This window comes from Pseudomonas sp. AC211 (genome assembly GCF_979258055.1).
On sequence record NZ_OZ409830.1, the window covers coordinates 503,886 to 529,394 of the forward strand.

Below are 25,509 nucleotides of genomic sequence, written 5' to 3' on the forward strand. Positions count from 1 at the left end.
TTACGTCTTATTTTTATTGTCTTGGGCGTTGCTTGTTATTGTTGTTGTACCAAACATATAGCAGATGCCGTGCCAGTTTTTGTGAATCCTTATAAAACAAGGACTTAGCTAAAATCACTGTGTCAGAACAGGCACAAAAAAGCCGGATTTCCGTTACCGTTAAACCCGGCTTTGTTACGCGATGTTGGAGCGGTAACAAAGTGTGGCGACCCGCGCGCGCATTCCTTGTTACCGCTCAGCTGTCAACCTTCCAATGCCGCGCCGGTTTTGCGCCGTGGAATGCCCAGGCGCTGACGACGTTCCCACAGACATTTGCGGCTGATGCCCAATTTGCGCGCCAGCTCGGTTTCGGTCATGTGGTCTTGGTGCTCGAGAACGAAGTGCTGGAAGTAGTCTTCCAGCGACAGGTCTTCGGTCGGCTCATGGGCGTTAGTGCTGTTGTGGGCAACGGGGGCGCCGAGGAAGTCGCCGTCTTCCAGATCATCCAGCTCGATATCGATACCCAGCAGTTCGGCTGAAATATCCGAGCCTTCGCACAGAATCACCGCGCGCTCGATGGCGTTTTCCAACTCGCGCACGTTACCTGGCCAGGTGTAATGGCGAATCGCCTGCTCGGCGTCGGGGGCGAAGCGCAGGTCGCTGCGGCCCATTTTGCTCGACTGGCGCGCCAGGAACAGCGCAGCGATTTCGCTGACGTCGGCACCGCGCTCGCGCAAAGCGGGCAGCTTCAGGGCGATAACGTGCAGGCGGTAGAAAAGGTCTTCACGGAATTGGCCGGTTTTGGCCAGGGTTTTCAGGTCGCGGTGGGTGGCGGCGATCAAACGCACATCGACCTTTTGCGACTGCACCGAACCCACACGGCGAATCTCGCCTTCCTGCAACACGCGCAGCAAGCGCGCTTGGGCTTCCAGCGGCAGCTCACCAATTTCATCGAGGAACAGCGTACCGCCGTCCGCCGCTTCCACCAGACCCGCGCGACCCGCGCTGGCGCCGGTGAACGCGCCTTTCTCGTGGCCGAACAATTCGGACTCGATCAGGGTTTCAGGAATGGCTGCGCAGTTCACCGAAATCATCGGCGCCTTGGCGCGTTTCGACAGGTTGTGCAGCGCACGCGCCACCAACTCCTTACCGGTGCCGGATTCGCCCTGAACCAGCACGGTGGAATCGGTGGGGGCGACTTTGCGGATTTTGCTGTACAGCTCTTGCATCGACGGGCTGGAGCCGATGATGCCGATTTCGCCGTTGGTGTTACCGGCTACGACTTTGTCACCGGCGCGGCTGCCATTGCTGGTGCTGGCGGCGAGTGCCGGTTTGTTGTCCTGGCGGTCGCGCAGAATGCGGGCCACGGCCTGAAGCATTTCGTCGTGGTCGAAGGGTTTGGCAATGTAGTCGACCGCGCCCATCTTCATGGAATCGACCGCTGAGCGCAGGCTGGCGTAGCTGGTCATGATCAGCACCGGAATGCCTTGGCCGAGCTTGATCAGCTCGGTGCCGGGCGCGCCGGGTAGACGCAAATCGCTGACGATCAGGTCAAAGCTGGGGATGCTGAAGCGTTCCTGGGCTTCCTGCACGGAGCCGGCTTCGCTGACTTCGTACTGGTTGCGCTCCAACAGGCGGCGCAGGGCGGAACGGATAATGGTCTCGTCTTCGACGATCAGAATATGTGGCATGAATTCAGCTCTCTCGACGATCTCTGGTCACTACGGACGTCGCTTCGACATGTCGCGGTAACGTTACCCGAATACGGGTTCCGCGTTGTAGCTCCGGGTCTGCCGGGCTGTCGATTGTAATTTGCCCATAATGCTCTTCAACGATGGAATAGACCAGAGCGAGGCCCAGGCCGGTTCCTTCACCGGGATCTTTGGTGGTAAAGAACGGTTCGAACAGGCGATCCATGATCGCCTTGGGAATGCCGGTACCTTCATCTTCGACGATCAAATCGACCGTCTGTTCGCTGGCTTCACTCTTCACGCGAATGGCGCCGCGCGGTGGCGAAGCGTCGCGGGCGTTGGAGAGCAAATTGATCAGCACCTGCGCCAAACGCTGCGGGTCGCCCACGGCCCAGTGGTCCGGGTCGCATAAATTGAAGAACTGCACTTCGATGCTGCGCCGGTTCAGCGCCAGCAAGCCGATGGCGTCCTGTGCCACTTCGGCCAGGCATACAGGTTCTTCGGGCTGCTGACGGCCGCCCGCGTGGGCAAAGCTCATCAGCGATTGCACGATGCGCGACACCCGCTTGGTTTGCTCGACGATCTGGCTGCTGATTTCCGCCAGCTCCGGGTCGGTTTCGCGTTCTTCGCGCAGGTTCTGCGCCAGGCAGGCGATGCCGGTAATCGGGTTGCCGATTTCATGGGCCACGCCCGCAGCCAGGCGGCCAATGCTCGCCAGGCGTTCGGAGTGCACCAGTTTGTCTTCGAGCATCTGCGTTTCGGTGAGGTCTTCAACCAATAACACCAGGCCGGTGTTACCCGGCGCCAAGGGCTCGTCGATGGCCGCTTTGTGCAGGTTCAGCCAGCGAATCTGACCGTCGAGGGCCAGGCGTTGTTTGTGCAAATGCTCGTCGGGCAGGTTGATAAAGCCTTCCAGCAGCGCCTTCCACGGCTCGCCAATGGTGGACAGCCGCGAGCCGACCACGCGGTGGGCGACGATGCCGGTGAGGTCTTCCATAGCCCGGTTCCACATCAGGATTTCCTGATCCTTGGCCAGCGAGCACACGCCCATCGGCAGCTCTTGCAAGGTCTGGCGGTGGTAACGGCGCAGGGCATCGAGCTCGGCGGCAAGGCCGGTCAGGCGCGAGTGGTAATCCTCAAGGCGGTTTTCGATGAAGTGAATGTCTTCGGTTACGTAGCTTTCGCTGCCGGACTTATAAGGAAGGAAGGTTTCGACAATGTCCTGCGCCACGCTCGGGCCCATCAAGCCGGACAGGTTCGCTTCGATGCGGTCGCGCAGGCGGCGCAGGGCGTAGGGGCGGTTTTCATCGAACGGCAGATGCAAGTCGCGTAGCGCTTGTTCCACTTCCCGTTGCGCCGTCTTCGCGCCGAGCGGTTTGGCCAATTGCGTGGCGAATTCCTGCGGCGAGGTGGCCAGCAGCTCACGCCGCTGTGGGCGACGCACGTTATCCACAGCACAGGCTTCGGCGGCGCTTTCTTCTTCGGCGCTGGACTCGGTGAACAGCGACACCAGCGTGAATACCAGCACGTTGGCCGCCAGCGAGGCGATGGCCGCCAAGTGCCAACTGGTGTCGTCCAGCACGTACACGAAATTGAACAGCGGAATATAAATGCCCTGCACGTTACCAATCAGCGGTAACAGCATGCTCGCGGTCCACACCGAAATGCCCACCAGCAGGCCGGCGATAAAGCCTTTGCGGTTGGCGGTCGGCCAGTACAGCACCGACAGCACGCCGGGCAGAAATTGCAGGGTGGCCACAAACGCGACGATGCCGAGGTTGGCCAGGTCTTGCTCGGCGCCGAGTAATAGATAGAAGCCATAACCGGCGGCAATGATGGCGATGATCAGCGCGCGGCGGGTCCACTTCAGCCAGCGGTAAATGTTGCCTTGCGCCGGCGGCTGATACAGCGGTAACACCAGGTGATTCAGCGCCATGCCCGACAGCGCCAAGGTGGTGACGATGATCAAACCACTGGAGGCCGACAACCCCCCGACATACGCCAGCAGCGCCAGCGTGTCGTTGTTCACCGAAATGCCGATGCCGAGGGTGAAATATTCGGGATTAGTGGTGGCGCCCAGTTTCAGTCCGGCCCAGAGAATCAGCGGCACGGTCAAACTCAGCAGCAGCAGAAACAACGGCAGACCCCAACTGGCGCTAACCATCGCGCGCGGGTTGAGGTTTTCCGTGAAGGTCATGTGATACATGTGCGGCATCACGATGGCCGAGGCGAAAAAGATCAGCAGCAGCGTGCGCCACGGGCCTTCTTGCAGCGGCGTGTGCAGCGCGGCGAGCGTCGCCTGGTTTTGCAGCAGCCATAGTTCCAATTCGTGTGGGCCGCCGAATACGCCGTACAGGGCATACAGCGCGATGCCGCCCAGGGCGACCATTTTCACGATGGACTCAAACGCGATGGCAAACACCAGGCCTTCATTCTTGCCGCGCGTGGCGATGTGGCGGGCGCCAAACAGAATGGTGAACAAGGTAATCAGCGCGCAGTAACTCAGCGCCACCCGCTCATGCACCGGTTCGCGAGTGAGAATGCCGATGGAGTCGGCCACCGCCTGAAATTGCAGGGCCAGCAGCGGTAACACGCCGATCAGCATAAACAGTGTGGTCAGCGCACCGGCCCAGGTGCTGCGAAAGCGGAAGGCAAACAGGTCTGCCAGCGACGACAGCTGATACGTGCGGGTGATGCGCAGAATCGGATACAGCAACACCGGTGCCAGCAAGAACGCGCCCGACACGCCTAAGTAGCTGGCGAGAAAACCGAAACCGTATTGATAGGCCAGCCCGACCGTGCCGTAGAACGCCCAGGCGCTGGCATAGACGCCGAGCGACAAGGTGTACGTCAGCGGGTGCGAGACGATCCAGCGCGGGATGATGCCGCGTTCGCTGATCCAGGCAACGCCGAACAGAACAAGGAGATAGGCAGCGCTGATCAGAATCAGCTGACTCAGGCTAAAGCTCGTCAGCATCACGTCCGCTCTGCAAGATAAAGGTCACCACGATAAGGATCAGCCACAGCAAGTACGGGCGATACCAGGCGCCGCTCGGGTCGATCCACCAGTCCATGATGGCGGGGGAGAAGAGGTAAATCCCCACCACCAGAAGTAAGACCAATCGGTAGATGTACATGCCGTTTCTCGTGGTTGGCGAGCGGCGATGGTAACGGATGGAAGGTCAGGGCTGGAAGCGGGGCGCAAAAGCTATCGCGGCTAAAGCCGCTCCCACAGGCGCCGCGATTGTGTAGGAGCGGCTTTAGCCGCGATGCCCTTAAGCACGGTCAACGCAGTTGCGATTCCGCCAACGTCAGCGTGCGCGGGATGCGCGCGACATCCCAGTGACGAATGCCCCACGCCAGCAATTCTGCCGGCGTGGCGTCATCCAGTTCCGGCACTACAGCTTGCCCCAGCGCACGCAAGGCCCGCAGCAGCAAGCGCGCCGCTTCGTGGGTTTCCAGCGGGGGCGAGCGATACGACTTTCCGAGCTTATGGCCATCGGGCTGAATAATCAGCGGCACATGCATATAACGCGGCTGCGACAGCCCGAGCAGTTCTTGCAGGTACAGCTGGCGCGGCGTGGAGTCCAGCAGGTCGGCGCCGCGAACGATGTCGGTCACCCCTTGCCAGGCGTCATCCAGCACCACGGCCAGCTGATAGGCGTACAAACCATCGCGTCGGCGAATCACAAAGTCGCCGACGTCGCGGCCCAAATGCTGGCGGTACTCGCCTTGCACGCGGTCGACAAAGTGGTACTCAAGTTCCGGCACGCGCAGGCGAATGGCGGCGCCTTCCTGCTCATGCCCGGCATTGCGGCAGAAGCCTGGATAAACGCCCTGGTAATTTTCCAGTTGTTTACGCGAACAGGTGCAGGCGTAGGCCAGACCGTGGCTGAACAGGCGCTGCACCACGCTTTCATACGCTGCGTGGCGCTCGCTCTGGCGCACCAGTTCGCCGTCCCATTCGAAGCCGTAGCTTTCCAGGGTCTGCAAAATGGCCGATTGGGCGCCGGGTACTTCGCGGGGAGGGTCGATGTCTTCCATGCGCAGCAGCCAGGTGCCGCCGCAGGCTTTGGCGTCGAGATAGGAAGCGAGGGCCGCCACCAGCGAGCCGAAGTGCAGGTAGCCGCTGGGCGTGGGGGCGAAGCGCCCGATGTAGGCTGGAGTGGTCATACGCGAGAAAAGGTCATGACAGAAATGAAGCGGGGCGCCTAAGCGCCCCGTTCTCAGATCAGGAACCGATCTGCTTTTCTTTGATTTCCGCCAGGGTTTTGCAATCGATGCAAAGGGTGGCGGTTGGGCGGGCTTCAAGACGGCGGATGCCGATCTCTACGCCGCAGGAATCGCACCAGCCATATTCGTTGTCTTCGATGAGTTGAAGAGTCTGGTCGATTTTCTTGATCAGCTTGCGTTCGCGATCACGGGCACGCAGTTCCAGGCTGAATTCTTCTTCCTGGCTGGCACGGTCGGCCGGATCAGGGAAGTTGGCCGCTTCGTCCTGCATGTGATGCACAGTCCGATCGACTTCCTGCATCAGCTCAAGCTTCCACTTGCCCAGAATATTGGTGAAGTGCGCACGCATTGGCTCACTCATGTACTCCTCACCCTTGGTTTCTTTATACGGTTCGAAACCACGGTTGAGCGGGTCGTTCTTTGCTTTTGCTTTGGTGGGCATGGATGACCGCCTCTTGAAAACTCTCTAATCCACTGCGCAGGATTACTGTCCATTGCCGTCATTTATTGCCGGCCCTGCGGCTGCAAGCGGGCGAACTTACCAGATCGCCTTCGCCTATGCCACTCCCGGTTGTCATCGTGCTGCTGTTTAGCCAACTGGTTGGGTAGAATCGCCGCCTGAACTTATATAAGGAAGGCCGATGACTTCGCCCTACAGTGCTCGCAGCCGCGCGATTGAGCCGTTTCACGTGATGGCGCTGCTGGCGCGGGCCAATCAGTTGCAGGCCGACGGCCATGATGTCATCCACCTGGAAATCGGCGAGCCGGACTTCACCACCGCCGCGCCCATCGTCGCTGCTGGCCAGGCCGCCTTGGCCGATGGCCATACGCGCTACACCGCCGCCCGTGGCTTGCCGGCCCTGCGCGAGGCCATTTCCAATTTCTACGCGCAACGTTACCGATTGAGCATAGACCCCGAACGCATCCTGATTACGCCCGGCGGTTCGGGTGCGTTGCTGCTGGCCAGCGCCTTGCTGGTCGACCCCGGCAAACACTGGCTGCTCGCCGACCCAGGCTACCCGTGCAATCGTCATTTCCTGCGCTTGGTGGAAGGCGCTGCGCAGTTGGTGCCGGTTGGCCCGGACGTGCGCTACCAACTGACGCCTGAACTGGTCGACCGCCACTGGGACCGCGACAGCGTCGGCGCCCTGGTGGCATCGCCGGCCAACCCGACCGGCACCTTGTTGTCGCGTGAAGAGTTGGGCGGTTTGTCCAAAGCCATCAAGGGTCACGGCGGCCATTTGGTGGTGGACGAGATCTACCACGGCCTGACCTACGGCGTGGATGCCGCCAGCGTGCTGGAAGTCGACAACGACGCCTTCGTGCTCAACAGTTTCTCGAAATACTTCGGCATGACCGGCTGGCGCCTGGGTTGGTTGGTGGCGCCGCCGCAAGCGGTGGGCGAACTGGAGAAACTGGCGCAGAACCTCTACATCAGCGCGCCGAGCATGGCCCAGCATGCGGCGCTGGCCTGCTTCGAACCCGCCACGCTGGAAATTCTCGAACAGCGCCGTGGCGAATTTGCGCGCCGGCGCGACTTTCTATTGCCAGCCCTGCGCGAACTTGGCTTCGGCATTGCCGTGGAGCCGGAAGGCGCCTTCTATTTATATGCAGACATCAGTGCGTTTGGCGGCGACGCCTTTGCCTTCTGTCAGCACTTCCTGGAAACCGAGCATGTGGCGTTTACGCCGGGCCTGGATTTCGGTCGCTATCAAGCCGGCCATCACGTGCGTTTTGCCTACACGCAAAGCCTGCCGCGCTTGCAGGAAGCGGTTGAGCGTATCGCCCGCGGCCTGAAAACCTGGCGGCCTTGATGCTGTTTTCGCCGCCCCTGGAAGAAGGCCGCCTGATCCGCCGCTACAAACGCTTCCTCGCCGACATCGAAACCGCCAGCGGCGAGCTGCCGACCATTCACTGCCCCAACACCGGCTCCATGTTCAACTGCATGGTCGAGGGCGGCGCCGTGTGGTTCAGCCGTTCCGGCGACCCCAAACGCAAGTTGCCCGGCACTTGGGAACTGGCGCAAACCCCGCAAGGCCGCTGGGCCTGCGTGAACACGGCGCGGGCCAATCCGTTGGTGGAAGAAGCGCTGCGCGAGGGCGTGATCAGCGAGCTGGCCGGCTTCACCACGCTCAAGCGTGAAGTGCCGTATGGGGAAGAAAACAGCCGCATCGATTTCCGCCTCGAATACCCTAGCGGCATGGCGTATGTGGAAGTGAAAAGCGTGACCCTGGGTTTCGACGGCACCCGCGTCGCCGCATTCCCCGACGCTAAAACCCAGCGCGGCGCCAAGCACCTGCGCGAACTGTCCAGCCTGGCGCGCCAGGGCATTCGCGCCGTGCAGTTGTACTGCGTGAACCTGTCGGACATCGACGCGGTTCGCCCGGCCGGAGAAATTGACGCGGCCTATGCCGAGGCGCTGAAGGAAGCCAAAGCGGCCGGCGTCGAAGTGCTCGCCTATGGCGCCGTGCTGACGCCAACCGAGATCAGGCTGACGCGCCGCCTCGACGTGCAGCTCTAACCGTTAAGCCGGCACCTCGACCCAAATGCCTGCGGCGTCTTCGCGGAGGGCGAGGGCGGTCAGCGCCTTGCCTTCACACGGGCCGGTAATGCATTCGCCCGACTCGATCAAAAACAGTGCGCCATGGCGTGCGCACTGAATCAGGCTCTGGCTGCTGTCGAGAAACTCATCCGCCTTCCATTCCAGCGACACAGCTTTGTGCGGGCAGCGGTTGATATAGATGTACACCTGGCTTGCTTGCGCACGGCCACCAGCTTTATCCCGCCCAACAAAAAGCCCCGGCTCTGGCCTTCAGCCAAAGATTCCGGGGCGCAGAGAAACTGCATAGACGCCTCCAGGTGAACGGGGATTATCCCGTGCACCCAGGGTGGGCGGTAGTCAGATTTCCCAGATGAAGTTGACTGCGGCGTGGCGGCCGGGTTGGGAGTAGCGGTCCAGGCCGGTGTTGAGGGAGGTCAGGCCGCGAACATCGCCCCATTGCCAGTACTCTTTGTCGCCAAGGTTATACAGGCCGGCATTGACCGAAAACGCTTCAGTCATCTGCCACCAGCCGTTCAGATCAAGCACGCCGTAACCGGAGGGCTCGTACTGGCTGGGTGTGCCGCCTTCATTGGTTGGACTGTTGTTGACCCGCTCCTTGGCCGCTACCAGTGTCCAGTTCAGGCTGCCGCCGAACTTGCCGGTTGGCGCGGCGTAGCCCAGGCCGAACACGCCTTTGAGCGGGTCGACACTATTAATAGGCTCGCCCGTTCCTTCGTCTTCGCCCCGGGCATAAGCCACCGTACCAATGGCTTTCCAGCCCGCTGGCAGCAGGCCAAGCTGGTCGAGGAAAAGCTCGCCTTTGGCCTCGGCACCACGGATGGTGACTCGGTCCATGTTGACGTACTGGAAGTCGGTAGTGAGCGCCGGCGCCAGCGCAGAGGTGCGGCTCTGCTGTTCGATAAAGTCTTTGTAACGGTTGTAGAACAGCGCGGCGCCGAAGCTGCCGACGCGGTACTGGCCGCGCAACCCGATCTCGTAGCTGTCGCTGGTTTCCGCTTTCAGACTGGTGTTGGCGATGGTGCGGTAGCGCGCGGTGCTGTTGACGAACTCGCCGAACATTTCCACCGCCTGCGGAGCGCGGAAGCCCGCTGCGTACTGACCGTACACGCTGTGTGCGTCGTCGACCTGGAAGGTCACGCCCAGCTTCGGCGAAATGTGTTCGTCTTTGGTGTCGTCAGGGCTGGCATCGGTGGCGCCGCTGTTGAGGTACTCATCGGTGACGTGGGGCTTCATTTCGAAACGGTCATAACGCACGCCCGGCAGAATGGTCCACGCGCCGATGGTCATTTCGTTCTGGGCAAACAGCGCGTATTCCTTGGTGGTTGGGTCCGGGAAGTCACTGATCGGGAAGGCGTCGCCGCCAGGTGCGACCGGCACCGCTGCGCCGGTCGCACGCACGGTTTCGGCGCCGCGACGCAAATCGCTGTTCTCCAAACGCTTTACGTCGAAGCCATAAATCAGCTGATGGTTAACCGGGCCGGTGGCGAACGCTTTGTCGAACTTGGCGTTAAGTACCCACAGTTTTTCTTCGTAGCTGGAATCGCGGTAACGGTCGCGCAGTGCGGACGCAACGAAACGCTCCTGCTCGGTACGCTGGCGAATCTGGCTGTCCTGGTAATCCAGATGCCAGTCCACTTTGTCCACCAACAAGCTATTCAACTCGAACTGGTGCTGAAGGCTGTAGCGCTCGCGGTCGGTGCTGTCGATGGCATCGGAGGTGCGGATGGTCGCGGTGTTGCTGTATTCGCTGAGCACCTGGGTGTCAGTGTCGACGGAATAGCGCTCGTAGGTCAGTTGCAGGCGGTCGTTGCCGTAGTAATTCCAGCCGCCTTTCACCAGCAGATTCTCTGCGCTGTAGTCCTGCGGGTTGGCTTCGCCACGGCTGGCGCCAATGCCGTCGCGGCCGCCGAAGGAGTCAACTTCCTGGCCATTGCGGTGACCGATATGCACCACGCCATCAACGCTGCCCAGGCGGCCGGCAACGGTGGCGCTGCGCATCCAGCTGTCGTCGGAGGTGTCGAAACCGGTCTTCAGGCGGGCGTAGGCATCGTCGCCGTCTTCCAGATAATCCGCCGCGTCTTTGGTGAGAAAACTCACCGCGCCGCCGATGGCATCGCTGCCGTACAGGGACGACGCCGGGCCGCGAATGATTTCGACCTGCTTCATGGTGTCGGGGTCGATGTAGTCGCGGCGCGCTTCCATAAAGGGACCGAAGGCGAAGGCGTCCGGCACGGCGACGCCATCCACTTGGGTCAATACGCGATTGCCGCCGATCCCGCGAATGGTAAAGCCCGACAAGCCGAACCGGCTGCCGCTGCCGCCCACCGAAACGCCTGGCTCGTAACGCACCAGATCCTTGATGTCTTTGACGTTGTTCTGGTCGATATCGCGCTCGGTCATCACCGACACGGTGCTCGGCACTTCATCAAGCTTTTGCTCGGTGCGGGTGGCGGTGACGGTAACGGTGTCGAACTGTGTCGGCGTTTTGTCGGCGGCGGCGGCCAGCGAGGGCGAAAGCAGCAGCAACACCAGCCAAGGCTTGCGGGCGAAGGGCGGACGAAGGGACATGGATCTACTCCTAGATCGTTAACGTCGGGCGGCTACTTTGGCCACCGGTTTGATATCGGGCCGCACGTTAACGATATTGACATGCAGATGCAAACAATTATCAAATAGATTAACTTTTGGTGATCGTGGCATCCGATGCGACGTTTCTCGGTGTATTTCCTGCTTTCGCTCGCGCTGCACGCAGCGGCGAGTTTGCTGCTGCGCGAATCGGTCGTAGAGCCCGGCCGCGCTCGCGATGTGGCTTCAAGCGAGCCGGCGGCCATGCTCATTCAACTGCCGCCAGCCCCGGCGCCGGCTGCGGTTGCCATGGCGCAGCCGGCCGTCCGGGAAGCGGAGAAAGCGTTGCCCGAACCCGCCGCCACACCGATTCCGCCGGTGGCAAAGGCGGCGATGGTGGAGCGCAAAGTCGAGCCGCGCGCCGTGGCCAAACACGTGGTCAAGCCGAGCAAGCCAGTAACCAAGCCGGCGCCACCTAAACCAGAAATAAACGAAACGGCCGAGGTTGCATTGCCGACTGCCGCCACCGCCGCCGGCCCCGTTTCCCCTACGCCGAAACCGGCGGTGAGCGAAGTGCTCAGCCGTCGCCCAAGTTATTTACAGGCGCCCAAGCAGCCGCGTTACCCGACTGTGGCCAAGCGCCGAAATCAGCAAGGCGTGGTGGTGCTGGAGGTGCGGCTGGATGAGCGCGGCCAGCAGCGCGCGCTGCAAATTGTGCGGTCTTCCGGCGTCGACAGCCTGGATGAAGCCGCACTGGAGGCCGTAGCCGACTGGCAGTTCCGCCCCGAAACTGTGGACGGCCGCGCTGTGCCGAGCCGCGTACAAATACCTATTGAGTTCGCCCTCACGGCGAGCCGTTGATTGATCGAGGAGTTGTCCATGACGAGCCATATTCAGGCTGCACGCCCATCCGCCGCCGCCCACGAGCTGTATCTGGCCTGGCAAACCTTGCGCGGTGAGCAGCCGAAACTGCGCGCCCGCGATGCCGCCGCGCATTTGGCGGTCAGCGAAGGCGAGCTGGTCGCCAGCCGCTTGGGTGTCGACACCGTGCGCCTGAACCCGCAGTGGGCCACGTTGTTACCGGCGCTCGGTGAGTTGGGTTACGTCATGGCGTTGACCCGCAATGAACATTGCGTGCATGAGCGCAAAGGTTATTACCGCGACGTCACCGTAATGGCGAACGGGCAGATGGGCCTGGTGGTTTCCCCCGACATCGACCTGCGCCTGTTCCTCGGCGGCTGGGCCAGTGTGTTCGCGGTCGCCGAAGAAACCGGCAAAGGCACGCAACGCAGCATTCAGGTGTTCGACCATCAAGGCATGGCCGTGCATAAAGTCTTCCTCACCGAAGACAGTGACGAAGCCGCCTGGGCACCGCTGATCGAGCGTTTCCGCGCCGAGGAGCAAAGCGCCACGCTGGAACTGCAGCCGATGCCGGAACCGGTCGTAGCCAAGCCAGACGCCGAGATTGATATCGACTCCCTGCGCGCCGGCTGGTCCACCCTGAAAGACACCCACCACTTTTTCGCGCTGCTGAAAAAGCACGAAGCCACCCGCACCCAGGCGCTGCGTCTGGCCGGAAGAGAGTGGGCCGAGCCGTTGGCCCCGGCCGAATTGCCGACACTGATGGAAGCAGCGGGCGCCACCGATGTGCCGCTGATGGTGTTTGTCGGCAACCGCCACTGCATTCAGATTCACAGCGGCCCGGTGAAAAACCTGCGCTGGATGGACACCTGGTTCAACGTGCTCGACCCGGCCTTCAACCTGCACCTGAAAACCCCCGCCGTGGCCGAGCTGTGGCGTGTGCGCAAACCCAGCAGCGATGGCGTGATCACCAGCTGGGAAGCCTTCGACGCGGACGGCGAGCTGATCGTGCAACTGTTCGGCGCGCGCAAACCCGGCGTGCCGGAACTCAGCGAATGGCGCGCGCTGGCCGAAGCGCCGCCGGTGCTCGCGGTTTAAACCCGGCGCCGCAGCGCTACACAACCAGCCTGTACCTTCTATATAGGGTACACGCTGGTTTTTTATGCCGTTCGTGCAAAGCAGTGCCCCGACTTCCTGGAGTTTTTTATGCGTGTGTCTGTCCGTCTCGCCAGCCTGTGCTGCGCCATTGTTCTGAGCCAAACGGTGCTCGCCGCCGACACCCTGCCGCAGCGCTGGGTCAGTGCGGGCGGCTCGATCACCGAGTGGGTGGTCACGCTCGGTGGGCAAAGCAAGCTGGTGGGCGTCGACACCACCAGCCTTAACCCGCCTGAACTGAAGCAGCTGCCGAGCATTGGCTACCAACGTCAGCTGGCCGCCGAAGGTATTTTGAGCCTTAAGCCGGACCTGCTCGTGGGCAGCGAAGAAATGGGCCCGCCGCCCGTATTGGCACAGGTTAAAAGTGCCGGCGTAACGGTGGAGTCGCTGTCGACCAAAGCCGACTTGCCGACCCTGGAACACAGCCTCCAGCGCATCGGCACGCTGCTGGGCGATCAACCGCGCGCCGCCACCGCGTTCGTTGCCTACCAACAGCGTTTGAAAAGCCAGGCCGACTGGGTGAGCGCCGCGCAAGCCAGCACGGCCGCCCCGAGCGTGCTGCTGTTGTTATCCCACGCCGGCAGCAGCCCCATGGCCGCTGGGCAAGACACCCTCGGCGCCTGGTTGATCGAGCGGGCCGGCGGGCGCAGCGTCACCACCCATTCCAGCTACAAAGCGCTGTCGACCGAAGCGTTGCTGGCGCTGGACCCGGAGGTGATTATCTTCGCCGACCGCAGCATTGCCGGCGCCGAAGCGAAAGCGGCGCTGCTCAAACAGAACCCGGCACTCGCCGCCACCCGCGCCGCGAAAAACGACCGCCTGCTGGCAATCGATCCGACGCTGTTGGTGGGCGGTTTGGGGCCGCGCGTTCCGGCCGCGCTGGCAACCCTGGGCGCAGGCTTCTATCCTGCCGCGCAACCCCTGACTGCCGACGCTAAGCCGCAACCATGAACCCAGTCGTACTGCCGCGCTCACTGTTTATTGCACTGGGGCTGTTGCTCGCGCTCGCCTTGCTGCTGTCGTTGGCGCTCGGGCCGGTGAGCTTGCCGCTGATGGACACGCTTAACGCCGCGCTGCGTGTGTTCGGCATTCCGGTAGGCGGCGCTGAGCTCGCCCAGGCCGAGCTGATCATCGGCCAGATTCGCATGCCGCGAACCTTGCTCGGCCTGGCGGTGGGCGCCGTGTTGGCGCTGGCCGGCGTGGCGATGCAGGGGCTGTTTCGCAACCCCTTGGCCGACCCCGGCCTGGTTGGCGTGTCCAGTGGTGCGGCGCTTGGCGCGGCCATTTCGATTGTCGGCGGCGCCTCGTTGGGCGGTGTGCCGGAAGCGTTCGCGCCGTATGTGTTGTCGGTCAGCGCCTTTGCCGGCGGGCTGGTAGTAACCGCGCTGGTGTATCGCCTCGGCAGCCGCAACGGCCAAACCAGCGTGTCGACCATGCTGCTCGCCGGCATCGCGCTCACCGCCTTGGCCGGTGCGGTGATCGGCCTGTTCACGTATTTGGCGGATGACGCCACGCTGCGCACCCTCACATTCTGGAACCTGGGCAGCCTCAACGGCGCCAGCTATGCGCGGCTGTGGCCTTTACTGGTGGTCACCGTGGCGGTCGGCCTGTGGCTGCCCAAGCGCGCCAAGGCACTGAATGCCTTGCTGCTCGGCGAATCGGAGGCGCGCCATCTGGGCTTCGACATCGAGCGGGTCAAACGTGAGCTGGTGTTCTGCACTGCCCTGGGCGTCGGCGCTGCCGTGGCGGCGGCCGGCATGATCGGCTTTATCGGTTTGGTGGTGCCGCACCTGGTGCGCCTGCTGGTCGGTCCGGACCACCGCGTGCTGCTGCCGGCCTCGGCGTTGGCGGGTGCTGCGTTGCTGCTGTTCGCCGACGTGGTCGCGCGGCTGGCGCTGGCGCCGGCTGAATTGCCGATCGGCATCGTGACTGCCCTGATCGGCGCGCCGTTCTTCTTTATCTGCTGCTGCGAGGACGCGCCTGATGTTGTGCGCCGAAAACCTGACCATCCAACGCGGCAGCAAGCGCGTGCTGACCGGCATTAATCTGGCCCTGCAGCCCGGCGAAATGCTCGGCGTGCTCGGCCCCAACGGCGCCGGCAAAAGCACCTTGCTCGACGCCCTGAGCGGCGAATTGAAACCCAGCGAAGGGCGCATCACCCTGGATGGCCGCCCGCTCAGCGAGTGGACCGGCCCGGAGCGCGCGCAGCGTCTGGCGATTCTGCCGCAGACCTCGACCCTCAACTTTGCCTTCCGCGTCGAAGACGTCGTCGGCATGGGCCGCTTGCCCCACGCCACCGGGCGCCTGCGTGATGAGCAAATAATCGGCGAAGCACTGGGCGCCGCCGACGCCGCGCATTTGGCCGGCCGTAATTACCTGGAATTGTCCGGCGGCGAGCGTCAGCGTGTGCACTTGGCGCGGGTGCTGGCGCAGCTCTGGCCCGGCGCCAACGGGCAAACCCTGCTGCTGGATGAGCCGACCTCCATGCTCGACCCGCTGCACCAACACATCACCCTGCAAGCCGCGCGCAACATCGCCGCGAACGGCGTGGCGGTGCTGGTGATCCTTCACGACCTGAACCTGGCCGCCCGCTACTGCGACCGCCTGTTACTGCTGCACAACGGCGGCGCTCATGCGCTGGGTACGCCTGATGAGGTGTTGCAAGCCGAACCGCTGCGCGCCGTGTTTGATTTGGAAGTGCTGGTGCAGCGCCACCCCGAGCGCGGCCATCCGCTGATCATTGCCCGTTAAGCCCCGCTATCAAGGAGCGACCATGCGTTTCGTTTTACTGCTGTGTGTGTTTCTGACGGGCTGCCAGGCCCTGCCGCCGCTGCCGGACTGGCAAGCGCCAAAAGACCGCGACCACGCCGACGTCGGCGTTATTCGCGACCTGCGTACCGGCGAGCAACTGAGCCCCGAGCAACTGGTGGAGCGCCTGGCACCGGCGCCGCGCGTGCTGGTTGGCGAGCAACACGACAATCCCGATCACCACGCCCTGGAACTCTGGCTGCTGCAAGCGCTGGAGCACAAACGCCCGCAAGGCAGTGTGCTGATGGAAATGCTCAACCCGGACCAACAAGCCAAGGTCGACGCCGCGCGCGGTCAGGCGCTGGCTGATGTGCCGAGCGCGCTGGCCTGGCAGAAAAACTGGGACTGGTCGATGTACGGTCCCCTCGTCCGCCACGCGCTGGCCCAGCCGTATCCCTTGCTGGCGGCCAATCTGGACCGCAGCGAAATCATGGGCATCTACAAAACCAAGCCGGTATTGAGCGGCACGGCCTCGACCGCGCCGAGCGTACAAGCGCCGTTGCTGGAACAGATTCGCGAGTCCCATTGCGGCTTGCTGCCGGAATCGCAATTGCCCGCCATGTTGGCGGTGCAGCAACAACGCGACCGACGCATGGCACAGCAACTATCAGCCGCCGCGCAACCGGCGCTGCTGTTTGCCGGCGCGTTTCATGTGCGCCGTGATGTCGGCGTGCCGCTGCACCTGACGGACCTGGGTACAGGGCAGGGCAGCGTCACGCTGGTACTGGCGGAAGTGGGCAAGACCGTGCCTGCAAGCTCAGCCGATTACGTCTGGTACACCCCGGCAGTTGCCGACATCGACCACTGCGCCGAGCTGCGCAAGTCCATGGGTCAGTAACGTCGCGCCTTCCCGCCACCGGCAATTCCGGCGACAATCGCGTTCCCTCGCGACAGTCACACCGGCCCTTCGCCGGTGTGTGGAGTTGACATGAATGCTTGCTTGCCCGAGGCGCTGCTGTGATCACTGAGCTACGCCGCCGCGCCTATTTGAATGCCATGCAGGTCGCCAACTGGCTGCCGCGCGTGGCCCTGCCGTTCGCCGCGCCTTCGCGCCCGGAACTGCTCGAACCGCTGGCCGACGAGCCTGCGGTTGCCGTTGCCGTTGCCGAAGCGCCGGTTGAGCGCGCGCCTGAGCCGGTCGCCGCGCCCGCTGCGCCGGTGGTCAATGAACGACCGAAAATTGAAGTGCCGCGCCCCAGCGCCCGCGTGGAAGCCAAGCGCGAGCCGGTCGCCGCTGAGGAAAAGGCGGCGGTTGCGCCAGCCAAAGTCGCCCCCGTTGCGCCGCCGCGCTTCAGCCTGCAACTGCTGCGTGCCGGCTCGTGCGTGATTCTCGCCGAGCTGTCGACCGGCGAACCGTTCGCTGCTCGCGACCCCGCTTACCTGCTGCTTAAAGACCTGCTGCGCGCCGCCGGCCTGCCCGACAGCCCGCAAATCATTGGCGAGCCCGTGCGCTGGCCATTGCTGGCGCGCGGCAACCTCGACCAAGGCCCGCAAGCCGCGCTGGAATATGTGCAAGGTTTCCTGATGGCACGCCTGGAAGAAGAGCCCGACTGCAAATGCCTGTGGCTGGTCGGTTTGCCGGCCATTCGCTTTGCCGGCGAGGCGGATGAGCAGGTGTACAACCGCGAACTTCAGGTTGAAGGCCTGGGCACGGCGTGGGCCTTGCCGAGCCTGGAACTGCTGATGGACGAGCCGGCGCGCAAGGCGCCGCTGTGGCAAGCCATGCAGCGCGTGATGCGGCGCTGGCAAACGCAAGAGGCCGGGTCGCTGCATGAATGACACCGTACTCATCCGTCCCATGACCGAGGCGGATCTCGACGAAGTGGTGCAAATCGAATGCGCCGCCTTCAGCCACCCGTGGTCGCGCAAGCTATTCAGCGACGGCCTCAGCAGCTACGACTGCTGGGTGATGTTCGAGGGCGAGCGCCAGGTTGGCCATGCCGTGCTCAGCGTGATCATCGACGAAGCCCATCTGCTCAACATCACCGTGGCCCCGCACTGCCAAGGCCGGGGTTTGGGGCTGCTGCTGCTGGAGCGCCTGATGCAGCGCGCGCTCGAACTGAAAGCCGGCGAATGCTTTCTGGAAGTGCGTGCCAGCAACCTGGCGGCGTATCGGCTTTACGAGCGTTATGGCTTCAACGAAATCGGCCGGCGCCGCGACTACTACCCGGCGCCAGGTGGCCGCGAAGACGCGCTGGTCATGGCCTGCACCTTGTTCGACTGGAGCGCCACGGTCCTGACTTGATTGGCTACAGCGCCCGGCGCGTTCGGTCGCTGTGACGGGCTTGGTGCTCGCCCATACTGCCGGCCACGTTTTCGGGCCGACGGTTGGGCCCATGAATAAGGACTCGTTCATGCTCGTTCGCCTGCTTTCACTGGCCTCGCTTCTGGGCCTAATGCTCACCGCCAGCGGCGCCCATGCTGCGCCGCGCGACTTCACCATTCTGCACACCAACGACTGGCAGTCGCGCCTGCTGGGCTTTGGGCCCAACAACGAATACACCCCGGCCACCGTCAACGACGACGGCACGGTGGGCGGCGTGGCGCGGCTGGCCACGCTGGTCAAAGCCCGTCGCGAGGCGGCCGGTGAGCAGCCCTTGCTGCTGCTCGATGCGGGCGACTTCACTATGGGCACGCTGTTTCACACCATCACCCGCGAAGCCGGCAGCGAGCTGCGCTTGATGAGCCAGATTGGCTACGACGCCACCACCCTGGGCAACCACGAATTCGACTTCCGCCCCATAGGCCTGGCCGCCATGCTCAACGCCGCCGCCAAGGCCGAAGGCGATGCGCTGGTGCCGGTGATTGCCAGCAACATTCAGTTCGACGCCAACAACCCCGCCGACGACAGCCTCAAAGCCCAGCAAGACGCCGGCCGCATCGTGCCGTACAAAATTGTCGAAAAAGGCGGCATCCGCTTTGGGCTGTTCGGCCTGCTTGGCTACAACGCCATTGCCGTGTCGCCGATGACCAAGCCGGTGACCTTCGCCGACCCCATCGAAACCGCAAAAACCATGGTCAAGAAGCTGCGCGAAGACGACAAGGTCGACGTGGTCATCCTGCTTTCGCACATGGGTGTCGCTCAGCAAGACGACGGCAGCTGGCGGGGGGAAGAAGTGGAAATGGTCGAGCAGGTGCCAGGCATCGACATCGTGGTGGGCGGCCATTCCCACGTCGCCTTGCCGCAGCCGGTGCTGGTCAACGGCCACACGCCCGTGGTGCAAGCTGGTTCGGAAATCCAGTACCTGGGCGAGTTGCACATGAGCCTTGGCGACGACGGCAAAACCCGTGTGCGCGACTACAGCCTGCACCCGATTAACGACCAGACCGCAGGCGACGGCGTCATCACCACCCTGGTCGACGACTTCAAACAGCACGTCAGCCAGCAGATGCTCGAACCCAAGGGCTACCGCTTCGACCAGCCGCTGGCGACCGTGGATAAAACCCTGACCCGCGAGCACGACGACCCGATTCTCGCCAACCTGGTGACCGACGCCCTGCGCGACGCCACGGGCAGCGACATTGCTTTCACCGGCAACGGCACCATCCGCGACGACATGATCAAAGGCCGCACTGGCATTCAGGCGGTGTCCGACCTGTTTCGTATCGCGCCGCTGGGCATCGGCCAACTGGACGACGCGCCGGGCTATCCGCTGGTCAAGGTGTACGTCACCGGCAAAGAACTGAAAGACATTCTGGAAGTGCTGCTGCTGGCCTACCAGATGCGCGACAGCGACAGCTACTTTCCCCGCGTGGCGGGCCTGCGCTTCAGCTACAACCCCTACCGCGTGCCGTTCGACCGGGTGAGCAAAGTTGAGCTGGGCGACGCAGTGGGCGGTTACCGCGACCTCGATCTCGACGATCCACGGCTCTACAGCATTGGTGCAAGCAGCTATGTCGGCGGTTTTACCTGGCTGATTTCCGACCTCAGCAAAGGCCTGATGACCGTCGTGCCCAAAGACGCCAACGGCCAGCCGCTGGCCGAGCTCAACGACGCCATTATCGACGCCGACCCCAACACCCCCGGCGTGCAGGAATACAAAGAATGGCAAGGCTTGCTCGACCACATCCGCCGCCTGCCCGACCTTAACGGCGATGGCCTGGCCGACATTCCCACCAGCGGCCCGGCGGCCGAGCCACGCACGCTGCGCGCGCCAAGCTTTGCCCCGGCAGCGATGTTTCGCTATGCCGGCACGCTGCAATGGGGCGTGAGCGTGGTGGTGGTGCTGGGCGTGCTGCTGATTCTGTGGCTGCTGCGCCAGGCGTTTCGCCGCAGGCCGCGTCGCGCTTAATGCTGTGACCCGGCTCGCAGGGCGCTTGTCAAAGGCACCAGGCACCCCGTAGGGTGCCCATCGGACTTTCTGGGAGAACTGACATGAGCGATCTGCAGCAGCTGTTTGACAACAACGAGCGGTGGGCCGAATCCATCAAGCAGGAAGACCCTGAGTTCTTCGAAAAGCTGGCGCGCCAGCAAGTGCCGGAATACCTCTGGATCGGCTGCTCCGACGCCCGCGTGCCAGCCAACGAAATCGTCGGCATGTTGCCTGGCGATCTGTTCGTGCACCGCAACGTCGCCAACGTGGTGCTGCACACCGACCTCAACTGCATGTCGGTCATCCAGTACGCCGTCGACGTACTCAAGGTCAAACACATCCTCGTCACCGGCCATTACGGCTGCGGCGGCGTTCGTGCCTCGATGAACGATGCACAGCTGGGCTTGATCGACGGCTGGATCCGCACCATCCGCGACCTCTACTACGAACAGCGCGATCACCTGGCGCAGTTGCCCACCGAAGAAGAGCGCGTCGACCGCTTGTGTGAACTGAACGTCATCCAGCAAGTGGCCAACGTCAGCCACACCACCATCGTTCAAAACGCCTGGCACCGCGGCCAAAGCCTCTCCGTACACGGCTGCATCTACGGCATCAAAGACGGCCGCTGGAAAAACCTCAACGTCACCGTCAGCGGCATGGAACAACTTCCGCCCCAATACCGCCTGCGGCCGCTGGGCGAGAGCTGAGCCAAAAAGCATTGCGGCTAAAGCGCACAAGAATGGAGTGTGGCCTGCCGCGACGCGCTGGATTGGCGATTCTGGATTCCCGCCTTCGCGGGAATGACGAGTGATTTCCAGACCACACCCGTCATCCTCGCGCACGCGGGGATCCAGAATCGTGAAGGGAATGCCGATTGTGGGAAGGTCGAGATCAAAGGCATCGTTCCTACAAACCGCAGCTCCTGTAGGAGCGGCTTCAGCCGCGAGCTTTTGATCTCAAGATTCCAGCCAAACAAAAAGCAGCGCGAGCAAGCTCGCTCCTACAAAAGCCGAAGCATCCGTAGGAGCGAGCTTGCTCGCGAAGCCCTTGATCCAAAAAAAATATCAGCCGCGCCGCCAATCCAGATCGAGCGAGCTAGAGCAGTGCAGGCGGAATGTGTTTTGAAGCGCAGTTGGCTGTAGCCAATGAGCATTCAAAAACACATTTCAACGCAGCAATGCCGACGCGCAGCCGATCGAAGTCCTGCTCGAACCCGCTCGTTGTGCTCCATTTGCTCGCAGGTCATAAAGCCCTTGCCGTCCACGCGATCATTGGCATCAAAACTCACGTAATAAACCTGCTTGGCGCCGTCTTTTTCCATCACGTAGTTATTGCAGGTACCCGGACGCACGGTGCGGTTCAGTTCGGTGGAGGGTGGGCCGCCAACGGTGAGCACTTCTGACTTGGTCATGCCTACATCTACCTGCTTGGCCAGGGGCTCGTTGCGGTAGGTAACGTAGTCGACCGGGTTTTCCACTTTGCTGGCGCAACCTGTAACCGCTGCCAGTGCACAGGCAGCCGCGAGGAGTTTGGTCTTGGACATGGTGTCTTTCCTTGTGAGGAGCCGTTGTCGGCTTGCAACTTTTTGAGCCGCCTCGCTGGAACTAAGTTCGAGTTTTTTGCCCCTTAGCTATTCCATAACAAGAACCAAGGGACTTCCCATGCGCGCCAACCGCTTACGTTTTCTGTTGCCCCTGCTGGGCGCCCTGTTGCTCAACGCCTGCTCCGAAACGCCGGAGCCTGCCAGCTTCGTCAACCGGGTGTGGAGCGTTAGCGAATCGACCACCGTGAGCAAAGGCATGCTTTACGTGTTCCTGTCCGACGGCACGCTGGTGCTGGCCTCGGCGGGGAACAAGCCAGCGTTCGGCCAGTGGCAGCAAGACGGCACGGATCTGGTAATGATCGAAGAAGGGCAGCGCTACAAAACCGAAGTGCTGATGGCCACCAAAGACATTCTGCAACTGCGCCAATTCAACCCCGGCGAGCCGGTGGAAATGACCCTGGTGCCGGCCAACTGAGCAAAGTGCACGGCAGTGGCTACGCTCAAGCGCAGCGCTTTAACCCAGGAGAACTGCCATGCACCGTCTCGCCACTGCCTTGTTGCTGTTGTCTGCCCTGAATGCGTCGGCCTTCGCCACCACCCCGCAAGAACGGATGAAAAGTTGCAATGCCGACGCCACCACCAAAGCGCTCAAAGGTGATGAACGCAAAGCCTTTATGAGCACCTGCCTCAAAGCCGAGACCAAGCCCACCACGCCACAGGAACGGATGAAAACCTGCAACGCCGACGCCACCAGCAAAACGCTGAAAGGCGACGAGCGCAAAGCCTTTATGAGCGAATGCCTGAAGAAAAAATAAGCGGTAATTACTGCTCGGTCGCCTGCTTCAAGCGCTCGTTGTTTACGGCATTAGCGGCGTCGATCTGCTTTTGCATGTCTTGCATTTGCTGCTGAGCCTGCTGCGCCTGTTTGGCCTGCAGCTCTGCCGTGGCGGCGGTTTCGCCGAGGGCCGCAGGCGCTGAGCAGGGTGGCGCAAACGATGACGGCCGACGCTTTGAAAAGGGACATGCTGCACTCCAATGAGGTGGGCCGAGGCCGGTGGAGGGACTCTAGCAAAAGGCGTTTATAAACACTGCGTGGGGCGACACAATGGCGGCCGGCTGATCCCACACAAGTTGCTTTTCCCATGACCAAAAACCGACCTGCACCGCCTGTTCATCGAGCGGCTATTGGCCGACCTGCACAATGCCCAGTTAGCGTTGCAAACCGCCCACGAAGCGGCCACCCACGAAGAAAACGTCGCCGAAAACAAATACGACACCCTCGGGTTGGAAGCGGGCTACCTGGCCCACGGTCAGGCGCGGCGGGTGGCGGAAATCGAACAAGCATTAATCGCCTTCCGCGCCCTGCCACTGCGCGAATTCAACGCCGAGAGCGGCATTCAACTCAGCGCGCTGGTGCTGCTCGAAAACGACGCTGGCCAGCAGCGCCGCCTGTACCTCGTGCCCGACGGCGCCGGGCTGAAAGTGCAGACGGATGAAGGCGAAGTGATGAGCATCACCCCCCAGTCACCCATGGGCAAAAGCCTGATCGGCAAGCTGGCGGGGGAGGTGGTTGTGGTGAATGGGCAGGAGTCGGAGATTGTGGACGTCAGCTGAATCGCGATTTTGTAGGAGCGGCTTTAGCCGCGATTCTTGGAGACCTCGTTTGCAGGCCAGGACAATCGAGGCTGAAGCCTCTCCTACAGAGATCAAAAGCGCTTAGCCGTACCTTTTCTTTGCCTCAATCGCCAGGCCACTGCCGATGCTTCCGAACGTATCCCCTTCGGCATGCCGAGCATTCGGCAACAGCCGCTGAATATTCCCCCGCAGCGCCGGAATGCCACTCGAACCGCCGGTGAAAAACACCGTGTCGATGTCTTCAGTGCTCACGCCCGCATCAGCCAGCAGCTGCAACACGCTGCCGTTCACTTTGCCCAGCAGCACGTCGATGGACTCGTCGAACAACTCCCGATTCAGCTCCGCCACCAGACCCGGCTCGACGCGTTCGAGCGAGATATTGCGGCTGTCCATTTCGGTCAGTTCGATTTTGCTCTGCTCAACTTGCATCGCCAGCCAGTGCCCGGCGCGCTGTTCGATGAGTTTGAAGAAGCGGTCCAGGCCGTCGGTGTCCAGTGCGTCGTAGCGCATGTTCTTCAGCGCGTTTTGCGCTTGCTGGGAATACACGGCGTTGATGGTGTGCCAGGTCACCATGTTCAGGTGGTGACTGGTGGGCATATACGCCTGGTTTTTCATGCGGCTGCCGTAGCCAAACAGTGGCATCACGCCGGCCAGGCTCAGCTGTTTATCGAAGTCGGTACCGCCAATGTGCACGCCGCCGGTGGCGAGGATGTCGCTTTGCCGTTCGGCCACCATGTGCCGTTCAGGCGCCAGACGAATGAGGGAGAAGTCCGACGTACCGCCGCCGATGTCGACGATCAGCACCAGCTCTTCGCGGGTCAGCGTGCTTTCGTAATCGAAGGCGGCGGCAATGGGTTCGAACTGGAACGACACGTCGCTGAAGCCGAGCTTTTTCGCCACGGCGACCAGGGTGTCTTCGGCTTCTTTGTCGGCTTTTTCGTCGTCGTCAACGAAGAACACCGGACGGCCCAGAACTACCTGCTCGAACGGCCGACCCGCGACCGCTTCGGCGCGGGTTTTCAGCTCGCCGATGAAATAGCCGAGGATGTCTTTGAACGGCAGGCTGCTGCCCAGCACCGCGGTTTCGCTTTTCAGCAACTTGGAGCCCAGCAGGCTTTTCAGCGAGCGCATCAGGCGGCCTTCGTAGCCTTCCAGATACTCGTGCAGCGCCTGGCGGCCATACACAGGGCGACGTTCCTCGAAGTTGAAAAACACCACCGACGGCAGGGTGATTTTTCCGTCTTCCAGCACAATCAACGATTCCTCGCCGGGGCGCAGCCAGCCGACGGTGGAATTGGACGTGCCGAAATCGATGCCACAGGCACGAGCAGGTTGCGTGTTGGTCATGGTCGGTTCCGAGGGCAAAAACGGCCGCGCAGTTTACGCGAGAGAGTGAGGAGATGCGCGGTGAGGTTGGCGAAAACGATGAAGGGTTTTGGGGATGCGCACGGACGAACTGTAGGAGCCAGCTTGCTGGCGAACCCTGAAAACGTCGTTCGAGACTTTCGTTTCCAGGGTTCGCGACCAAGGTCGCTCCTACAAAAAGCGGGAGCGTTTTTACGGCGTAATCAGGTAACCCTTAATCCCCGTAAAAATAATCTGCGCCGCCAGCGCACACACGAACAGGCCCATCAGCCGGCCAATAATCTCCAGCCCCTGATCGCCTAGAATCCGTTCGAATTTATCGCTGAGGTACAGCACCAACCCTACGGTCACGCTGGCAAGAAAGATGGCCACCAGCGCCACAAGTTTGCTGTCCCAGTGCGGCTGACCGGCGCCCATCACCAGCATGGCGCCGATGGTGCCGGGGCCGACGGTGAGGGGGATGGTCAGCGGCACGATGGTCACGTCTTGCTGTTGGTTGTCGCTCTGCACCACCGGCCGACCTTGTGCCATGCCCAACGCGGAGATAAACAGCACGCTGCCGGCGCCGATGCGGAAGGCGTCGATGGTGATGCCAAACACGGTAAAAATGCTCTGCCCAAACAGGTACAACACGCTACTGGCCACCACCACGCCGGTGGCGACCTTCCAAGCCAGGCGTTTGCGTTCTTTCACCGTGTAACCACGGGTCATGCCGATAAAAACCGACAGCACGAAGAACGGGCTGTAGAGCACTAGCATCTTCAGATACAGGCTGAACAAGGTGGACAACATCGGCAG

Annotated in this window: 24 protein-coding genes and 2 pseudogenes; 16 read left to right on the forward strand and 10 right to left on the reverse strand. The window is 62.2% G+C overall.

Annotated features, from left to right (window positions below; all coding sequences use genetic code 11):
* Positions 1 to 242: 242 nt before the first annotated feature.
* From ACZZZP_RS02465 to dksA, 5 genes are all read right to left on the reverse strand, one after another.
* The gene (locus ACZZZP_RS02465) at positions 243 to 1,670 is read right to left on the reverse strand and encodes a sigma-54-dependent transcriptional regulator (RefSeq protein WP_463381689.1); all 1,428 of its coding nucleotides are present in this window, start codon (positions 1,668 to 1,670) and stop codon (positions 243 to 245) included.
* A gap of 4 nt (positions 1,671 to 1,674) precedes the next feature.
* A complete protein-coding gene (locus ACZZZP_RS02470; RefSeq protein ID WP_463381690.1) occupies positions 1,675 to 4,647 on the reverse strand; it encodes a sensor histidine kinase in 2,973 nt (990 codons plus the stop codon).
* Complete coding sequence (locus ACZZZP_RS02475; RefSeq protein WP_122454073.1) at positions 4,631 to 4,807, reverse strand: hypothetical protein; 177 nt, start codon at positions 4,805 to 4,807, stop codon at positions 4,631 to 4,633. The genes ACZZZP_RS02470 and ACZZZP_RS02475 overlap by 17 nt, the downstream gene beginning before the upstream one ends.
* Before the next feature lie 148 nt (positions 4,808 to 4,955).
* Positions 4,956 to 5,843 (reverse strand): tRNA glutamyl-Q(34) synthetase GluQRS, encoded by an 888-nt coding sequence (gluQRS, locus tag ACZZZP_RS02480; protein ID WP_463381691.1) that lies wholly within the window; start codon positions 5,841 to 5,843, stop codon positions 4,956 to 4,958.
* Between the two features lie 58 nt (positions 5,844 to 5,901).
* Positions 5,902 to 6,345, reverse strand: coding sequence for an RNA polymerase-binding protein DksA (gene dksA, locus ACZZZP_RS02485; RefSeq protein ID WP_122454075.1), 444 nt, complete (start codon positions 6,343 to 6,345; stop codon positions 5,902 to 5,904).
* Positions 6,346 to 6,544: 199 nt separating this feature from the next.
* Here dksA and ACZZZP_RS02490 point away from each other — a divergent pair, with 199 nt between their 5' ends.
* Positions 6,545 to 7,717 (forward strand): pyridoxal phosphate-dependent aminotransferase, encoded by a 1,173-nt coding sequence (locus ACZZZP_RS02490; protein ID WP_122493041.1) that lies wholly within the window; start codon positions 6,545 to 6,547, stop codon positions 7,715 to 7,717.
* Positions 7,717 to 8,424, forward strand: a complete 708-nt coding sequence (gene sfsA / locus ACZZZP_RS02495; protein ID WP_463536229.1) for a DNA/RNA nuclease SfsA — start codon at positions 7,717 to 7,719, stop codon at positions 8,422 to 8,424. Before ACZZZP_RS02490 ends, sfsA begins: the two co-directional genes overlap by 1 nt.
* Positions 8,425 to 8,427: 3 nt before the next feature.
* On the opposite strand, the pseudogene ACZZZP_RS02500 reads toward sfsA, so the two are convergent.
* Both ACZZZP_RS02500 and ACZZZP_RS02505 read right to left on the reverse strand, forming a co-directional pair.
* Positions 8,428 to 8,750: pseudogene (locus ACZZZP_RS02500) on the reverse strand (Rieske (2Fe-2S) protein).
* Between the two features lie 52 nt (positions 8,751 to 8,802).
* The gene (locus ACZZZP_RS02505) at positions 8,803 to 11,034 is read right to left on the reverse strand and encodes a TonB-dependent hemoglobin/transferrin/lactoferrin family receptor (protein WP_463381694.1); all 2,232 of its coding nucleotides are present in this window, start codon (positions 11,032 to 11,034) and stop codon (positions 8,803 to 8,805) included.
* A gap of 135 nt (positions 11,035 to 11,169) precedes the next feature.
* Between ACZZZP_RS02505 and ACZZZP_RS02510 the strand changes: the two genes are divergently transcribed.
* The 11 genes and pseudogenes from ACZZZP_RS02510 to ACZZZP_RS02560 all read left to right on the forward strand — a co-directional run bounded on the left by ACZZZP_RS02510 (position 11,170) and on the right by ACZZZP_RS02560 (position 21,310).
* A complete protein-coding gene (locus ACZZZP_RS02510) occupies positions 11,170 to 11,892 on the forward strand; it encodes an energy transducer TonB (protein ID WP_463381695.1) in 723 nt (240 codons plus the stop codon).
* 18 nt (positions 11,893 to 11,910) lie between these two features.
* Positions 11,911 to 12,990: a hemin-degrading factor gene (locus ACZZZP_RS02515; RefSeq protein WP_463381696.1), complete on the forward strand. Its 1,080-nt coding sequence runs from the start codon at positions 11,911 to 11,913 to the stop codon at positions 12,988 to 12,990.
* Positions 12,991 to 13,098: 108 nt separating this feature from the next.
* Positions 13,099 to 13,998: a heme/hemin ABC transporter substrate-binding protein gene (locus ACZZZP_RS02520; RefSeq protein ID WP_463381697.1), complete on the forward strand. Its 900-nt coding sequence runs from the start codon at positions 13,099 to 13,101 to the stop codon at positions 13,996 to 13,998.
* A pseudogene (locus tag ACZZZP_RS02525) lies at positions 13,995 to 15,031 on the forward strand (FecCD family ABC transporter permease). The gene ACZZZP_RS02520 and the pseudogene ACZZZP_RS02525 overlap by 4 nt, the downstream one beginning before the upstream one ends.
* Entirely contained in the window at positions 15,031 to 15,798 is a 768-nt protein-coding gene (locus tag ACZZZP_RS02530) for a heme ABC transporter ATP-binding protein (protein ID WP_463381699.1), read from the forward strand. The pseudogene ACZZZP_RS02525 and the gene ACZZZP_RS02530 overlap by 1 nt, the downstream one beginning before the upstream one ends.
* Before the next feature lie 22 nt (positions 15,799 to 15,820).
* A complete protein-coding gene (locus ACZZZP_RS02535; RefSeq protein WP_463381700.1) occupies positions 15,821 to 16,693 on the forward strand; it encodes a ChaN family lipoprotein in 873 nt (290 codons plus the stop codon).
* Between the two features lie 119 nt (positions 16,694 to 16,812).
* On the forward strand, positions 16,813 to 17,634 hold the full coding sequence (locus ACZZZP_RS02540; RefSeq protein WP_463381701.1) for an energy transducer TonB: 822 nt from the start codon (positions 16,813 to 16,815) through the stop codon (positions 17,632 to 17,634).
* The gene (gene rimI, locus ACZZZP_RS02545) at positions 17,627 to 18,100 is read left to right on the forward strand and encodes a ribosomal protein S18-alanine N-acetyltransferase (RefSeq protein ID WP_463536230.1); all 474 of its coding nucleotides are present in this window, start codon (positions 17,627 to 17,629) and stop codon (positions 18,098 to 18,100) included. The genes ACZZZP_RS02540 and rimI overlap by 8 nt, the downstream gene beginning before the upstream one ends.
* A 109-nt stretch (positions 18,101 to 18,209) precedes the next feature.
* Positions 18,210 to 20,147 (forward strand): bifunctional metallophosphatase/5'-nucleotidase, encoded by a 1,938-nt coding sequence (locus ACZZZP_RS02550; protein WP_463536231.1) that lies wholly within the window; start codon positions 18,210 to 18,212, stop codon positions 20,145 to 20,147.
* 83 nt (positions 20,148 to 20,230) lie between these two features.
* Positions 20,231 to 20,875, forward strand: coding sequence for a carbonate dehydratase (gene can / locus ACZZZP_RS02555; RefSeq protein WP_122493028.1), 645 nt, complete (start codon positions 20,231 to 20,233; stop codon positions 20,873 to 20,875).
* Between the two features lie 39 nt (positions 20,876 to 20,914).
* Positions 20,915 to 21,310 (forward strand): hypothetical protein, encoded by a 396-nt coding sequence (locus ACZZZP_RS02560; RefSeq protein WP_463536232.1) that lies wholly within the window; start codon positions 20,915 to 20,917, stop codon positions 21,308 to 21,310.
* 11 nt (positions 21,311 to 21,321) lie between these two features.
* Here ACZZZP_RS02560 and osmE read toward each other — a convergent pair whose 3' ends face one another.
* Positions 21,322 to 21,711 (reverse strand): osmotically-inducible lipoprotein OsmE, encoded by a 390-nt coding sequence (osmE, locus tag ACZZZP_RS02565; protein WP_463536233.1) that lies wholly within the window; start codon positions 21,709 to 21,711, stop codon positions 21,322 to 21,324.
* Between the two features lie 118 nt (positions 21,712 to 21,829).
* Here osmE and ACZZZP_RS02570 point away from each other — a divergent pair, with 118 nt between their 5' ends.
* From ACZZZP_RS02570 to ACZZZP_RS02580, 3 genes are all read left to right on the forward strand, one after another.
* The gene (locus tag ACZZZP_RS02570) at positions 21,830 to 22,186 is read left to right on the forward strand and encodes a hypothetical protein (protein ID WP_122493027.1); all 357 of its coding nucleotides are present in this window, start codon (positions 21,830 to 21,832) and stop codon (positions 22,184 to 22,186) included.
* Positions 22,187 to 22,244: 58 nt separating this feature from the next.
* Positions 22,245 to 22,526 (forward strand): PsiF family protein, encoded by a 282-nt coding sequence (locus tag ACZZZP_RS02575; RefSeq protein WP_122493026.1) that lies wholly within the window; start codon positions 22,245 to 22,247, stop codon positions 22,524 to 22,526.
* Between the two features lie 370 nt (positions 22,527 to 22,896).
* Entirely contained in the window at positions 22,897 to 23,325 is a 429-nt protein-coding gene (locus ACZZZP_RS02580) for a GreA/GreB family elongation factor (protein ID WP_463536234.1), read from the forward strand.
* Positions 23,326 to 23,427: 102 nt separating this feature from the next.
* Here ACZZZP_RS02580 and ACZZZP_RS02585 read toward each other — a convergent pair whose 3' ends face one another.
* Positions 23,428 to 24,693 carry an Hsp70 family protein gene (locus ACZZZP_RS02585; protein ID WP_463381705.1) on the reverse strand — a complete coding sequence of 422 codons (1,266 nt, stop codon included), beginning with the start codon at positions 24,691 to 24,693 and terminating at the stop codon, positions 23,428 to 23,430.
* Between the two features lie 210 nt (positions 24,694 to 24,903).
* Entirely contained in the window at positions 24,904 to 25,503 is a 600-nt protein-coding gene (locus ACZZZP_RS02590; RefSeq protein WP_122454095.1) for a MarC family protein, read from the reverse strand.
* Between the last annotated feature and the right edge of the window lie 6 nt (positions 25,504 to 25,509).